General features: G+C 39.8%; 11 protein-coding genes. 2 read left to right on the top strand and 9 right to left on the bottom strand.

The window, feature by feature from the left end; genetic code table 11:
* Nucleotides 1-124: 124 nt before the first annotated feature.
* Together J5A56_RS05280 and J5A56_RS05275 are read left to right on the top strand one after the other, a co-directional pair.
* Complete coding sequence (locus J5A56_RS05280) at nt 125-523, top strand: transposase (RefSeq protein ID WP_021670644.1); 399 nt, start codon at nt 125-127, stop codon at nt 521-523.
* A 32-nt stretch (nt 524-555) separates the two neighbouring features.
* A complete protein-coding gene (locus tag J5A56_RS05275) occupies nt 556-1,383 on the top strand; it encodes an IS3 family transposase (protein WP_211815499.1) in 828 nt (275 codons plus the stop codon).
* Nucleotides 1,384-1,912: 529 nt separating this feature from the next.
* Here J5A56_RS05275 and J5A56_RS05270 read toward each other — a convergent pair.
* The 9 genes from J5A56_RS05270 to J5A56_RS05230 form a co-directional block, all read right to left on the bottom strand.
* Nucleotides 1,913-4,078 carry an alpha-amylase family glycosyl hydrolase gene (locus J5A56_RS05270; RefSeq protein ID WP_021672195.1) on the bottom strand — a complete coding sequence of 722 codons (2,166 nt, stop codon included), beginning with the start codon at nt 4,076-4,078 and terminating at the stop codon, nt 1,913-1,915.
* Nucleotides 4,079-4,169: 91 nt separating this feature from the next.
* Nucleotides 4,170-5,054, bottom strand: coding sequence for an ACP S-malonyltransferase (gene fabD, locus J5A56_RS05265; RefSeq protein ID WP_021672194.1), 885 nt, complete (start codon nt 5,052-5,054; stop codon nt 4,170-4,172).
* A 545-nt stretch (nt 5,055-5,599) separates the two neighbouring features.
* Complete coding sequence (gene crcB / locus J5A56_RS05260; RefSeq protein ID WP_021672193.1) at nt 5,600-5,983, bottom strand: fluoride efflux transporter CrcB; 384 nt, start codon at nt 5,981-5,983, stop codon at nt 5,600-5,602.
* Nucleotides 5,984-6,015: 32 nt separating this feature from the next.
* Nucleotides 6,016-8,817: a DUF5686 family protein gene (locus J5A56_RS05255; protein WP_021672192.1), complete on the bottom strand. Its 2,802-nt coding sequence runs from the start codon at nt 8,815-8,817 to the stop codon at nt 6,016-6,018.
* A gap of 91 nt (nt 8,818-8,908) precedes the next feature.
* Nucleotides 8,909-10,216: an inositol-3-phosphate synthase gene (locus J5A56_RS05250; protein WP_021672191.1), complete on the bottom strand. Its 1,308-nt coding sequence runs from the start codon at nt 10,214-10,216 to the stop codon at nt 8,909-8,911.
* A 41-nt stretch (nt 10,217-10,257) separates the two neighbouring features.
* Nucleotides 10,258-11,040 carry an HAD family hydrolase gene (locus tag J5A56_RS05245; protein WP_021672190.1) on the bottom strand — a complete coding sequence of 261 codons (783 nt, stop codon included), beginning with the start codon at nt 11,038-11,040 and terminating at the stop codon, nt 10,258-10,260.
* 122 nt (nt 11,041-11,162) lie between these two features.
* Complete coding sequence (locus J5A56_RS05240; protein ID WP_021672189.1) at nt 11,163-12,206, bottom strand: CDP-alcohol phosphatidyltransferase family protein; 1,044 nt, start codon at nt 12,204-12,206, stop codon at nt 11,163-11,165.
* A gap of 75 nt (nt 12,207-12,281) precedes the next feature.
* Complete coding sequence (locus J5A56_RS05235) at nt 12,282-13,886, bottom strand: NTP transferase domain-containing protein (RefSeq protein WP_021672188.1); 1,605 nt, start codon at nt 13,884-13,886, stop codon at nt 12,282-12,284.
* 800 nt (nt 13,887-14,686) lie between these two features.
* Nucleotides 14,687-15,451, bottom strand: coding sequence for an SDR family oxidoreductase (locus tag J5A56_RS05230; RefSeq protein WP_021672187.1), 765 nt, complete (start codon nt 15,449-15,451; stop codon nt 14,687-14,689).
* Nucleotides 15,452-15,484: the final 33 nt, after the last annotated feature.

Here is a 15,484-nt window from a genome sequence, read left to right as displayed (position 1 = left end):
TTACTTTACATATAGCATAAAAACATTGAGTACAAACCTAACCAAAAGTCTATTTGTCAACTTTTTTCGCCCCCTTGTCTTATAGCAGATTTACTTCACATCATTTTAACATTTAAAATTCAAAATGGGAAGTAAACATTCTAAACACAGAACATTCAGTGAGAACTTTATTCTCACTTTACTTCGTGAGTATTACTCATCCGAAGTGTCAATTAATTTCATCTGTCGTAAGTACGACATTAATAGTGCCAGCTTTTATCAATGGCAAAAAAAGTATGATTTAGATGAAAAAAAGCTATCTTTGTCGCATGATATTATTACTAAAGTAAAAGCTATGCGTAGTAAGAAAGCTATGGAGAAAGCCCCTCTAACGCGTGAGGAAGAGCTTGAAGAACAAGTATCCAATTTGAAGAAAGCTTTGGAGTATTCTGAACTTCGCAATCAAGGTTTGATGAAAGTCATAGAGATAAGCAGTAAGGAATACGGTGAAGATTTGCTAAAAAAAGCTGGCGCCAGGCAGTAGACAGCCTTCGAGTCAGCAACCCTCGTTTATCAATTGGGCTGCTGAGTGGACTGTTTGGCAAGACTCGTGAAGGCTATTACTCTGTGAGTAAGGAGAAGAGGGAGCACCGTAAACTTACTGAGAAAATTGTCGTACGTGCAGTAATGGATGTTCGTGCAGATGCTCCTCGAATAGGAGCACAGAAACTTTTGCACATGCTTATGGATATCTATCCAGGCTTAATGCTTGGGCGCGACAGGTTCTACCAGCTAATGCACAAGCATCACCTTATGCTGAAGCCATCCAGATGTCGCCACACCACGAACTCCAATCACAACTATTTCAAGTATAAGAACACGGCAAAAGGAATGGTTCTTACACGTCCTGCACAACTCTGGGTAGCAGACATCACGTATATAGATACTGAGGATGGTGTGGTCTATCTTCACCTCATAACCGATGCGTTCACTCATGAGATAATCGGATGGAAGCTTTCTGACAGTCTGCAGGCTGTCAATACGCTTGCTGCCCTAGACATGGCAATAGAACAGTCACAGGGTATGGATCTCTCGCTGATGACGCACCACTCTGATCGTGGGGTTCAATACTGCAGCAACGCCTACGTGGCAAGGCTGGAGAGTATACACTCAGGCATAAGCATGACTGAAGACTACAACCCTACAGATAATGCAATCGCCGAAAGAGTGAACGGAATAATAAAGCAAGAGTGGCTCTACCACATGAAACGACCGAAGAACCTCGATGATGCACGATGCACTATTGCTGGTATCATAGACTTCTACAACAATAAGAGACCCCATATGAGTAACGGCATGCTTACGCCAAGACAAATGAGAGAAAGGCACTGCAATGTGGCATAAGGCTTTCTGTGCTTTTCATAGTATTAATTTTTGTAAGTTGAAGGAAAAATATTAACTTTGAACATGTGCTACACACGTTCGGACTTCATTGTCAAAGTTTATGATTATGTAAAGCGAATCAGTAAAGTTTCCATGGGGGAGGTAAAGCTGTTCAGGAAGCAAGTAAAAAATGTGTAAACCAATTCAGTAACAATAACCAAAAAAGTGTGAAGTAAATTTAGGCATAGTCACCTTGATTTTTATTAAGGCTTAATTGCATTCAAATTAACGCCCAATTGGCTTCTAAAAGATGCCCTTTTGAAGGCTTACTAACGCCCTTTTGAAGTCCAACTAAGCACCTTTTCTTGCACTATCTTGTAACTATCTCATAACAAAACAGTTACAAAGGCAACTAAAAAGTGATTTTTTCGCATATCTTAAGAAGAAAATTCAGGAAACAATGTAAAGAAAATTCAAACCAACAATAATGCCCTCACCTGCCTAAAAGTAGACAAGTGAGGGCATCTTTTATATGAACTGATAAAACGTTTTAAGATGGAATTACCTTAAAGCGAATACGGAACGTACGCTTCTGCTCATCCCAGTTTGTACCTAACATTACAAAGCGACCTATCTGAGCCGTTGAGCGGACATGCTTACCTATACAAAGACAGACATCAAAGTCACCAATACGAACCAATCGCAACATCTCCGAAGCATCCTCTGGAAGTTTGCCAACATCAACACCTTCTGGAATATTATTACGATCAATCATTTCAAAAGTTACTGGCAAATCTTCTGCTATCAAACGATTCATCTCGTCCTCTATCGCCTTTTCTTCTTTTCGACTCGGCTTATGATCGAGAATGAAAGTCATTTTACTCTTCTTTCGTTCTATGTGAGCATTATTGCTACGCTCTGCTCCAAACATACGCATCATCACCTGATTTAGCAAATGTTCTGCTGTATGAGCAGGAGGGAATTCCTCTTTATTGTGTGCATTTAATACGTAGTCCACTGTCTTCCTCTTTATATTAAACTTGTAAATTCTACCATAGTTTGCAGCTATATCCAATGCAATTTGACCATCACGTTTCAATTCTACGACTTTCGTAAAACCAGAAAGCAAGTCGGTCATTTCTACTTCCTGCTCGGGCAGACCAAGGAAATCATACGCATGAGAGGGAACAGTTACATTGATATATACTCGCTTTTGGTCGAAGTTAGCTACAACCAATAACACTTCACTGTCCGTCTTACGTAAAAAAGCGAACTGTTTGCGAGGATTAAACTGATAGCTCTGATTATTTGCATACATAAGATCAAAAGTCTGTCCTTCCCTAACAGCTTTCTCACGATTGCAAAAACGGAGAATTCCCTGATAAACCAACGAAAGTTTCTTCTCATCTGTTGTCAAGGAATCACGATTAAAAAATCCTTTAAAAACAGCGTCACTCGTCCAGTAATCAAAGATGGTTGAACGTCCATCCTGCCCAGAGAAGCCTTCTTTATCCATTCCTATTTCACCGAACTCTTGCCCTGCATAAACCATGACTGGGTTCTGTTGGAGAAGAGCAGAAACAATCATACCCGGAACTCCCTTCCAAGGATTACCTGCGAAGAAATCAGAAGCAATACGTTGCTCATCGTGGTTTTCAAGGAAATAGAGCATGTGATCGCGAATATCATCAACCTGCTGCCACTCACGTGTGATAGAAGAGGCGGGGCGTTCGTCGCACATAACACCACGAATACAATCGTACATTCCCACCTTATCATAGAGATAGTCAAAACCTGACTCAATATACATACGATATTGATTAGGATCATATACCTCACCAATGAATATCATATTGGGGTAACGATTCTTAACCTGTTGTGTTGCGTATGCCCAAAAATCATGCGGAACCATCTCTGCCATATCGCAACGGAAACCATCAACGCCCTTTGCAGCCCAGAAAAGAAGAATATCAGTCATCTTCTTCCATGTAGAAGGGATGGGATGATAGTGATAGCTTCTGCCACCAGCATCACAATAGTCTACACCATAGTTTAACTTTATCGTTTCATACCAGTCGTTTTGCTGTGGGTGAGAGTCGAAGCGATCGTTACCTGTACACTTTGCAGGAAACTCATAATAAGCCTCAGCATCGTGAGCATAAACATTCTCAACAACTCCTGAAAGGTCAAGCTGTTCGCCCGGACAATAATAGAAATTGTTCTGAGCATCAAAATGCTTCCCTGTATCATCGCCCTCTCCAAGGTCTTCTACGCCCTCTGGCTTGGCGATACTCTTGTATTGACGAGCAACATGATTGGGTACAAAGTCAATAATCATCTTCATACCTTCTGTATGCGTACGGTCTACAAGTGCCTCAAACTCTTCCATACGAGCATCTACATTCACCGCAATATCAGGGTCGATATCATAATAATCGGTAATAGCATAAGGCGAGCCTGCACGCCCCTTTACAATGCGAGGGTTCTGCGTAGGTATACCGAAAGCTGAATAATCAGTACATGTAGCATGACGAATTACACCTGTATACCAAAGATGAGTGACACCGAAATCATGAATGCGACGCAATACATCCTCATCGAAGTCATTCATCTTCCCTGCTCCATTCTCTGCTAAAGTACCATATTCTTTCTTCGTAAGATTCTTATTACCGAAAGTACGGGTGAAGACTTGGTAGATAACTAATTTAGTTTTCATAAACAAATTTAGAAGAAAAAACCTCTTCCGTCCCCTCCCTCAAGAGGAAGGGGACGGAAGAGGGGGTCAGTTGCTTTATAATAAAGTAGGATTATACAGCGTGTGCATTAACAGTCTTGTCAATACGACCAATCATACCCTGTAAAGCTGCACCAGGTCCGCACTCTATGAACTCGGCTGCTCCATCAGCAATCATATTCTGTACGCTCTTTGTCCAACGTACGCTTGATGTGAGCTGAGCGATTAGGTTCTTCTGAATCTCAGCTGGTTCAGTGTGTGGCAGAGCATCAACATTCTGATAAACAGGGCACTTTGGTGCATTGAATGTTGTTGCCTCAATAGCTGACTGCAACTCATCCTTAGCCGGCTGCATCAATGGAGAGTGGAAAGCACCACCTACCTTCAATGGTAATGCACGTTTAGCTCCAGCTTCTTTCATCAATGTGCAAGCCTCATTGATACCCTCTGTTGAACCAGAGATAACCAATTGACCAGGGCAGTTGAAGTTGGCTGCAACACAAACCTTACCTTCCTTTGAAACAGACTCACAAATTTCTTCTACCTTCTCATCAGGCAAACCGATGATTGCAGCCATAGTACCAGGGTTCTGCTCACAAGCCTTCTGCATAGCATTAGCACGTGCAGCAACAAGTTTCAGACCATCTTCAAAACTCAATGCACCAGCAGCAACAAGTGCAGAGAATTCACCCAAAGAGTGACCTGCAACCATATCTGGCTTGAACTCATCGCCTAAGCAAAGAGCTGAAATAACGCTATGAAGGAATACGGCAGGCTGAGTTACCTTAGTTTCTTTCAGCTGCTCGTCAGTACCAGCAAACATAATCTCGGTTATCTTGAAGCCAAGAATCTCGTCAGCCTTATCGAAAAGTTCTTTTGCTAATGGGTTATTGTCATAGAGATCCTTACCCATACCAACAAACTGAGATCCCTGTCCAGGGAATACAAATGCTTTCATATTACTATTGAATTGTTTAATTATTAATATTCTACAGAGTGCAAAGGTACAGAAAAGAAAGGAGATAGAAAAGAAACTAAGTAAAAAACACAACGTGGTTTGCATCACTCTTAGCTCGTAGAAAAGAAATCTTGTTATTTCCACTATGTATTTTGCACCAACAAGACTGAATCCATTAGGTGTGTACAAGAAAAGGGGGTGGTCATAAACTGCCAACGCCAACTCGCATTGTCTGAATTCCCGACACCTTGAGTTTGCCTCTAAGAAAGCACAGATTACCCTTTATAAACTGAATAAGTCTTTTGTTCACCTATTCTTATAAAGTCTGTCACAAGTTTCGAAAGTCATCCTCTCCATCTGTGTTAAGGCTCAGCACATATGGTGCGAACGCCAAACACCATTCGTGCTGTTGGTAGATTGCTCGCTATACATAACCCTGACGGAAGAAAAGAGTTGTATTATCAAAAGGATATAACACCTACGTCATTCATATAAGTAATCATTACCTTTACATCTAAATAGGCCAAACAAGCAATACAGTTACATCATTGAAAAGACATAACAAGGTGGCGACCTGCTAATAAAGCGATAAAGCCTAATGCAAGAGAGGCAATGATGTAAAGGGAAGAAATCATAAAACCATCCCCTCCCTTTAATAACGTTGCATGCTCATTCATAAAGGTTGAGAAAGTCGTAAAACCTCCACAAAAACCTGTTGTAAGCATAAGGCGGACTGCAGGACTAATACCTCCATGATCATTAGTTAATGAAGAGAAGATACCTATAAGGAAACAGCCAAGCACATTGACAACCATTGTTCCCAAAGGGAATGAACCTGCTACGGTAAGTTGTACATATTTCGAGATAACCATTCGAAGACTGCCACCAACGAAACTCCCAATACCTACTAAGAGAATATCCTTTATCATACCGAACGAACAATTATATTTATCTATAAGGCTTAGAAAACCAGATTAAAACCAAATCTGATACCATTCTTTGATATGCCTGGTGCATTCGTATAAGTAAGTCGACGAACATAATCGACCTCCAAACACTTGAAGATATTATGTATTCCGACAACAAATTCCATGTAAGGGTCGTGCGTCATAACACGTGTATCGACAGGGAACTTATACAATTCTGCATCATTAGCATTCTGCGGTAAATATGGATTGTTCTTATCTGTCAAATGTCCCCACATTCCTTTAAATGCAACATACTCACGCCATTTAAGTTTCTTGACAAGAGGAAGACGGTTGAAAATCTTCCCCTCTAAGTCCCAAGCCAAATTAAACATCGCATATCGATCGTTAAGGAATTCAAGTCCGTTCATAAGATTGAAGGTTCCTTGATTCTCAAAATAAGAAGTATTAACAGGAGGAGTGATAAGGAACTGAAATGGTACCTTGTTCCATTGTGCACCACCTTGAATGCGTGTATCAAAATGTCCCCAGCTACCTAACCAAAAACGTTTATAAACAGAAATCTCTGTAAAATTAGTATTAAAATCACTACCCAAGAAATGCTTGATACCCATTGTATGCGTAAGTTTAAATTCTGGTGCATCAAGATTCACCATCATACGCCGTTGTTTTGAGTTAACATAAGATTGCCCAGGACGGTAATTGAGTTCAAGAATAACTTCACTCATACGTAGTTTATCGACCAATGTACCATCCATCTTCTCATATACAAGTTTTCCTGTTGGCTTGTTACTTTCCGTCCGAAGCTCAAAACTGGTAGCCAATCCATAGCTCGTCTCCCACATAAAGTTTATCTTCTGACGATTAACAAAATACATCTGCTCAACCTTTACAGGTCGAAACGTCATGAAAATATTATCCTTATTATGTTTCAGATACTTGTCTGATGGAGACTCTACATCACTTGTTGATTCTATTGAAATAGTACGAATAGGAAATTCTATTGGTTGATACTCTGGCTTATTAAACGAATAAGTTACCTTTGCATCGTAATAATTATGATGTGACTTCGTCCCATAAGCATAATAGCCCTCAAAGAACCAATGAGGATTAAGTTTGGCTGTCGTACGAGCAGAGGCACGCAAGCGAATACCATCAACAAAGTTCTTAGAGATGAAAGTATTGACAGGACCAAGATCAAACTTACTTGGCTTATCCTCAGAACCTGTTTCAATAAAGTTCTCTATCAACGCCTTTGATGCAAACATCACCCACTTAAAATGTTTGGTACTCGCCATACGTTTGATGAATGAGTCCATACCAGCCTCACTCTTCGTCAGTTTTATTGTACGATGTGATGCCCAAAAGTCATTATCACGCATCTTAGCATTAGAATCGTATATAACTTTTGCCTTACCCTTAAACAATTTGTCGTCAATTGGAGCAAAGGCATAGTTTGTCATACCTGTCGTACGGATAACGATAGCACGTTGCAGGAAATCGGTTAGCTTCAATTCAGCAATCATATTGTCTGTTGTCAATGCCCATTCCCCATTACTTAATTTCGTAAACTCCTGCTGGAATTTCATTGCATCAACAAAGTTGACACCCGTATTGGCAGGTAACTGCATGTCACACTTCTTCACATGAAGAGAGCTATCATTCAAGACATACAATTCTCCACGAAATCCGAAGTCCTGCTGATTGGCTGGCATAAACTGCAAACGAATACACTGGTCCTGATTTACATAAACCGTATCATCTATATAAAAATGATAGAAAGAGATTGCCGTTGAACCAATTGGTGAAGGAAAACGCTTCTGAAGAAGATCTATTTGGTCATCATAGAGGTCGATATCCTTAAAGAGATCCTTGACAATCGTATTCAATGCTTCACCCGTTTGTATCAGTTTTGAAATACCTTTGGTAGATTGTCCCAATACAATATCTTTTACATCACGGGGATTCTTACGATAAAGATGCTGCGTAAGCGTTTCATCTACGGAGATAGGAAGGATGAGTTTATTATTATAAGAACAAGTCTCAACTTGATCGAGAAGCCACGGTGCTTTCTTAAACATAGTGCCTTCGAGATCATCAGGTGTAAGGTTATTAAAAGCAATCGTCACCTTCTGGTACTTATCATACTGATAGTAATCATGGTTTTCCAAATGAGTTTGTTTCTTCGCAGCAATAACACGCTTCATCAACTCTACCGCAGGATTATTCTTTCGCGAATACTTATGGCGTCGCTTAGCCTTCACCACAATCCCCTGAAGTTGCTTTGAGTCTGCTATAAGCGTAACTTTCAACTCTCTTGAAGTATGTGCAGTTATCTTAATATTACGAGGCTTATATCCTATAGCAGTTATAGTAAGTTGCTCCCCCACCTTTCGTTCTATAGAGAAATGACCATTTGCATCACTTGAGACACCTAATTTCATATTACGATAGACGGCATTTGCGTAAGGAATACTATCCCCCGTCTGCCAGTCAACCACGTAACATTGTAGTAGCGTACTGTTTATTACGGCTGGTTTTACAGCAACCTTAGCCAAAGAATCCATCATTTGTAGAAGCGAGTCAGTAGCCATTGCCATAGAGTCAGTGGCTGTTAATAAAGAGTCGTTGCCTAATAATAAAGAGTCAATGCGCACAACATTAGACTTTGAGTTAATAAACAAAGTCTTAAAAGGATAAGCTTGTGTCGTAAATGAAACAAACAAGAAGAGAAGAGAGATAATCACCCTGCCCTTTATCATTTGTAGCTTTTCTTTTGCCTTATTGAAGACAAAAGATATATGTTTGTGTTTATTGAGTCTTAATAACTTATTCATATCTTACTTTATTTTAGGCAATGCAGAACAGCCTACCATAGCCGCTCTGCATCCAAGAAGTCTTCTGCTGCTTTGAGAATTGATAAGACTTCTAATCAATCTCTTCATCAGCTTCGTATCCACCCATCTCACGAATCGCATTCTTCAACATTGTGTACTGTTCAAATAGGTTGTTGACAGCTTCCTCACCACGTGTAAAATCGTGCATTGGACTCTTGAGGAAGATACTCAAGAAACGCTGAATACCATAACGACCAGCACGTGCAGCAAGATCAGAGAGCAACGTAAGGTCAAGAAGCAATGGTGCAGCAAGGATGGAATCACGACAAAGGAAATTAATCTTTATCTGCATTGGATAACCCATCCAGCCAAAGATGTCAATATTGTCCCATCCTTCTTTATCATCATTACGAGGTGGGTAATAATTAATACGCACTTTATGATAGATATTACCATAAAGATCGGGCTGTTCATCACCCCTACAAATGGTCTCAAGAGTCGACAGTTTACTTACTTCCTTTGTATGGAAATTAGCGGGTTCATCAAGCACTAAGCCGTCGCGATTACCCAAGATATTGGTAGAGAACCAACCAGCAAGTCCAAGATTGCGTGTCTTAATAATTGGGGCAAAACCCGATTTAACCAATGTCTGTCCTGTCTTGAAGTCCTTGCCAGCAATAGGCATATGTGTTTTCTCAGCCAACTCCCACATGGCAGGTATGTCAACCGTAGTGTTAGGAGCACCCATGATAAACGGACAGCCTTCTGTCAATGCTGCGTATGCGTAACACATAGATGGGGCGATGTGCTCTCTATCGTCCGTCTTCATAGCCGACTCTAACTGCTCAAGCGTCTTGTGATACTGCTCATCGTAAGGAACATAAATCTCTGTTGATGCAGCCCAGATAACAACAATGCGCTGACAACCATTCTCTTTCTTAAAGTTCTGAATGTCTTTCTGCAATTCAAGCACCATATCCCAGCGTGTCTTGCAGTCTTTTACGTTGTCACCATCCAATCGCTTAGCATAGTTTCTATCGAAAGCTGCCTTCAGAGGCTTAATAGCCATCAGTTCCTCACGAACCGGTTCAATATCCTTTGCTTTCAACACTTCAGCATATACAGCAGCCTGATAAGCATTCTGAGGATAGACATCCCAAGTACCAAAGATAATATCGTCTAAGTTTGCCAATGGAACAATATCTTTATAATGAAGATATTTCTTATCAGTTCCGCGTCCCACACGAATTTTATCGTATTGAGTCATAGAGCCAATAGGCTTCGTAAGACCCTTGCGTGTCATTAACACTCCAGTCATGAAGGTCGTAGCAACAGCGCCGCAACCAACGACCATTATACCCAATTTGCCTTCTGCAGGCTTTACGTTTGTTTGCTTCATGATTATTACTACAATATTCAATTAACGCATTAAAGCGTCGTTTATTGTCTTAATATAGGTTGTAGTTCTCTTAAATCTTTGATTACATAATCAGCCACACACGATGTTGGCTCTTCTATTGTCCATCCCTCGCCTTTCAACCAAACGGTTTTACACCCTATTTCATGAGAAGGAAGTATGTCTTTTGTATAACTGTCACCAATCACAACAACTTCATCAGCCTTTACCTTCAGACTTTTCACCGCCAAACTAAATATCAGAGGATCAGGTTTCCGAACTCCTACAACAGCACTCTCCGTAACAGTTTCAAAGAGTGAGGACAAGTCAAACTCATCAAGAACAACCGACATATTCCCATAGAAGTTTGTAACTAATCCCATTCTATGCTTCTTCTTTAGACCAGTCAGCACACTCTTACTATCAGAGATATTGGCTTTCACCCTCTCATAAATATCATTCAGCAGAACTCTTTGCATCCGTTCAGCCTCAACCCTATCTACCGCTAACCAGCCACAACTAAGTAAGTATTCAAACTCTATTCTTAACTTATTCGTTAACATTGAGAGGAATGTGTCATGTGACTGTATAATAGGCAGCTTCCCTAAGGAACGCTCTGCATGTACATAGGCTTCACGGAACTGCTCTTCTGACACATGAATTTCGTTCCTTTTGTATGCATACCAAAGAAACCTTCCCCAGTGACAACCTGCGGTATCAAGCGTTCCACCAAAGTCAAAAAGAAGAGTTAACTCTCCCTGCTCACTATCTTGAGAAGAAAGTATCGTTTCTTCATCTGCTAAAATATTATTTAACTCCTTGTTCATTCTGAACTATTTAAGTAATATTATATTGTATAACACTGTTCTTCAAGGATTAAAACAGACTACATAAAGTCTTTCTTTAACCGCAAACTCCATTTTAATCAACCTGAAGAAACATGCCTTGATTACTCCTTTAGCATAAGACGTTTACATAAATCTTCATGCTTCTTGTGCATATAGATATACAGCAAGTTATATAAAGTGATTTCAAACAGTAAATAAATCCACGGACAATTTAGCAAGCAAGTGATATAGATAAGAAAAGCACGACTATTAAAAGATAAGAAATTTGTAAAAGGCATCAGCGGTCTACTCCCTACCAAGAAGCGAGCTTTAAGTTCCTGAGAAACTTTATCCACACTTCCATACTTTTCTATCAACGCTGCATGAAACTCTTGAAAGGCTGGCGTTCTGCGCTCCTGACTCTTACAATAACGCTGATAATTACTATGAAAAGCACGGTCCCAAAAGACCCCTTTCTTTCCTTTCAGACTTTCAGTAATAGCATGTTCACGCTCGTAGGAATCCAATTCTGAACCTTCCTTACCTTTTAAGAAATAAAGGTGGACCTGTCGATAGTAATCGCTTAACGAACTTTGCGGAGAATGGCATAACAAACTTGCAACGACTGTCAAAGCTAATCCCCAAAAGCCCCACACCATTGATGTACCTGGTATGGGTTGATGCCAAAGTCGGAAGACAATAGCAAGATAAATTGAAAAGAACCAAACGTCACCTGCGAACCCATCTAAACAGCGCCCCTTCATAGATTTCTGATTCGTTAGTCGTGCTAACTGTCCGTCAGTTGAATCACAGAAGTTGGCTAACATCAAAAGGATTATACCTAAAATGTTATGCAAGGTATCTGTAAAGAAGAACATCACTCCCGCACCAATACCAAGAAAGATAGACAAAATGGTTATACTATTTGGACTTACACCCAAACGATGCCAAAACAAAGCAAACGCTAATCCTATAGGACGAGTAAAATAGATATCAAGCCATTCTTCTGTGTCCATTGATTTGAAAGAAGCACGAAGAAGATTCAAAAAACCCGCTCTTCTTTCTTCCCCATCACCTAAATAAGGGGAAGAGGATTGTGCGGATAAATGAGGATTATCCGATGTTTGTTGAGAAGTTGTTCTATTATTTTGTTGTTCTTTTGTCATTATATTCTAATTGTTATAGGCGAAACGGAATGAAAGACAGGAGGTTATCAGTTTACTATAATCATTCACTTAAACTTAATACTTTTCTCCAGAGGAAGAAACATGACGAGAAACAGATTTCTCATTCATCAGCTCAACGATTGCTCGGGCTGCCTCCTTTCTACATCTTGAGAAACTGGGGAAGTCGTTAAAGTCAATAATCACATAACTACCGTCTTCCCGCACAATTGCATCACCTCCATAAATAGGCGTCTGTAACAAATATGATAACCTCTCTGCATCAGCTTGCAAAGCAGATGATGAGAAAGGATAATACTGCGGTCTACCATTCTTTTCTTCATCTCCAAATTTTGTTTCTGTTTCATCACCAGAATAATAAAAACGGAAAAAGTCCGTACCTTCAACACCATAAAACTTCACTACATCACCTTTCACGTGTGCTTGTACAATAACATCAACGATACCACGCACTATAAAAGCAGACTTTGCTTGTTCTACTTCATCCTTATTATGACAGAAACATATATCTTCTTTGCTTTGCGCTGCAGCATCAGCACGTTTTACCCAATAGCCGTCAAGCCCTTCTCTGGGTGGTAACGGAAGGTTGCTTTCCCTCATTATTTTGTCTACATAACTTCTCTTACAAGCCCGTACACCAGCCGATGGATTAAGAACGCAGACACCTTTTTGTTCCAGCTTTTCAAGGTAATCCAAAGCTATTGAGCTACGAGCCATAGAAAACACCTGACAATATTCTTCGTAAAAGTTTAACGGATTAGAATAAAATGATTGATTATGAGTATTATAACAATTCACCAACTCTTCCTCGAATATCATCCGTACATTCTTCAAGAGGGAAGCAACTTCTTGTAAAACAGCCAAGTCTTTTTCCACAGAATTAGGAGAATAGCATGCTGCCCGCTGTACTAATAAAGTCTTACTCTTATAACAGGAAGCAATCAATGTTGCTCCTTCATTAGCCTTTTTTATATCCTCTATATGGTCAATATCAAACACCTTTGTCAGCGGATAAGCTTCTATTCGCAAGCCAGAAGTAACCAAAGCTCGTTGAAAATTACGCATTCTGTGTTCGCCTTTCGCTATACAATTCTCAAGAATAGCAAGTGAAGAAAATGTCAAGCCATATATACCTGCGGAAATAAAGTGAGAGTCAGCTTGGGCACTATCGTAATAGCCATGAATACACATAGCATCATCAACATCGACATAAAGTGGTTTTTCATCATCAATATAATCAGTAACACCCATCAAAGCGTCTATGCCATGCGCTATCTTGTCTTGGAAAGACAAAACATAATCATAAAACTCACGCTCGTCAAAGATGGTGTCAACTGTTGTCAGGATAAAAGGTTCATCACGAAGAAAATTACGCAATTCATAGAAACTATGCATTGAACTGGGTGTTGACTTAACAACAAAACGTAGCGGAACTGTCAAACCATTCAGTCCTTTGCTTTGAATATCGTTCAAATGGCTTGTAACATCAGTCATTTGCTCATTACAGACAACAACAATTTCCGTGGCATTATTTTCCATGAAAATCCTTATTAATCTGTCTATAAGCCGTTCTCCCCTCACCCTTACCAATGGCTTGGGTTCGGTGACACCTTCTTGAGCCAGTCGCGAACCATCACCAGCTGCAATTATTGCAAATTTCATCTCTGCAAAGATACATAATTATAAGGAGATTAAACCTTCCTCAACAATGTTTTTCAACCCAAATAAAACAATTTATAGAAGAAATTCTCAATTCCGCAACCCTGTTAAATATTTTAGGGCATTGCAGATAGAGCTTGTCAGATGTGGGATTTTTCTTCACCAAACTGTTTTTTGACATCATAAAGTTAGTAAAAACTCTGCAAACGGCAAAACTCTGAGGAATGGAGGTTCCTCTGAGACTTATAAAATATATTAACAAGAAATCGCACATCTGGTTGTGGAATTAAGGTTATAAAGAATAAAGTAAATCGGAGAGAGTATCTCGCCTCATTTTAAGAGTACCTTTATCAAACTAAATACAACGCCAGCAAAAGCCTATTAAAAGCAAAGAGTACGCAGTAAAATATTACAACAAAAAGAAGAAAATAAAGCTCTTAAAACCATCAAAAAACATGCATTTTAAACACATTCATAACCGACTTGTTTTCAAATAGTTACAAATTCACAAAGTAAAAGATGCCCAATTGGACTTCAAAAGGGCGTTAGTAAGGTCCTTAAAGGGCATCTTTAACAAGTCAATTGGGCGTCTTTTAGAAGCCAAAAGAGCATCTTTATTTTTTCAATATTTGAATTTTTATTACAAAACCAACGTAAACATCCAAAATTAGCAATCTTTCATTTATCTCACATAGTTCCTACCTTTTTGCAAAAAGACATTCTTCATATATCGCTTTTGAGTTCACACAACTTCTCTATCTGTGCGCAAAGCTATCCAAGAAAAATCTACAAAAGGACAAGATTTACTTTAATACTTCTCTATGCAGCACACTTCCATTTGCCTGATGTGTAGCAAGAACAAGTACTTCTGCAATCTGAACATGGGCAGGAGCAGAAGCTGCATAGAAAACAACCTCAGCAATATCGACACCTGTGAGTGGCTTAACGCCCTCATAAACCTTATCGGCACGAGCATCATCACCATGAAAACGTACGTTAGAGAAGTGAGTTTCAACCAATCCTGGTTTTATGTTTGTTACACGAACAGAAGTGTGTGCGAGATCAATACGGAGTCCATCGGTGATAGTTTTCACAGCAGCCTTTGTGCCACAATAGACATTACCACCAGCATAAGCAGCATCACCTGCCACTGAACCGATATTAATAACATGTCCACTATCACGCTTTACCATTCTTGGTACAACAAGACGTGTCATTGTCAGGAGTCCTTTGATGTTGGTATCTATCATCGTATCCCAATCATCAAAACTTCCTTCATACTCTGGTTCTAAACCAAGAGCCAATCCAGCATTATTAATCAAGACATCTATCTGTTGCCATCCAAGTGGTAAACTATTGATAGCCGCAGTTGCTGCGTTGCGGTTTCTTACGTCGAAAGCAAGTGCCAAGACCCTTACATTCTCTGCTTCAAGTTCTTTCTTTAGGTCTGCAAGAAGCTTTGCTCTACGACCAGTAATGATGACATCATAACCCCCTTGTGCAAACTTACGTGCACAAGCCTTGCCAATTCCACTGGTAGCACCAGTTATTAATGCTATTTTCTTCATATTACGATTTAGTTATTATTATAAGACAATAAA

It is taken from the genome of Prevotella melaninogenica (genome assembly GCF_018128065.1).
Taxonomy (GTDB): domain Bacteria; phylum Bacteroidota; class Bacteroidia; order Bacteroidales; family Bacteroidaceae; genus Prevotella.
The sequence above is the reverse complement of the archived record's forward strand: the minus strand, read 5'-3'. Positions and strand labels throughout refer to the sequence as shown.

Excerpts from the sequence above, each read along its gene's own strand:
- J5A56_RS05250 (WP_021672191.1), bottom strand. The coding sequence starts at position 10,216 with ATGAAGCAAACAAACGTAAAGCCTGCAGAAGGCAAATTGGGTATAATG.
- J5A56_RS05255 (WP_021672192.1), bottom strand. The coding sequence starts at position 8,817 with ATGAATAAGTTATTAAGACTCAATAAACACAAACATATATCTTTTGTC.
- J5A56_RS05235 (WP_021672188.1), bottom strand. The coding sequence starts at position 13,886 with ATGAAATTTGCAATAATTGCAGCTGGTGATGGTTCGCGACTGGCTCAA.
- J5A56_RS05280 (WP_021670644.1), top strand. The coding sequence starts at position 125 with ATGGGAAGTAAACATTCTAAACACAGAACATTCAGTGAGAACTTTATT.
- J5A56_RS05240 (WP_021672189.1), bottom strand. The coding sequence starts at position 12,206 with ATGACAAAAGAACAACAAAATAATAGAACAACTTCTCAACAAACATCG.
- crcB (WP_021672193.1), bottom strand. The coding sequence starts at position 5,983 with ATGATAAAGGATATTCTCTTAGTAGGTATTGGGAGTTTCGTTGGTGGC.
- J5A56_RS05230 (WP_021672187.1), bottom strand. The coding sequence starts at position 15,451 with ATGAAGAAAATAGCATTAATAACTGGTGCTACCAGTGGAATTGGCAAG.
- J5A56_RS05270 (WP_021672195.1), bottom strand. The coding sequence starts at position 4,078 with ATGAAAACTAAATTAGTTATCTACCAAGTCTTCACCCGTACTTTCGGT.
- fabD (WP_021672194.1), bottom strand. The coding sequence starts at position 5,054 with ATGAAAGCATTTGTATTCCCTGGACAGGGATCTCAGTTTGTTGGTATG.
- J5A56_RS05245 (WP_021672190.1), bottom strand. The coding sequence starts at position 11,040 with ATGAACAAGGAGTTAAATAATATTTTAGCAGATGAAGAAACGATACTT.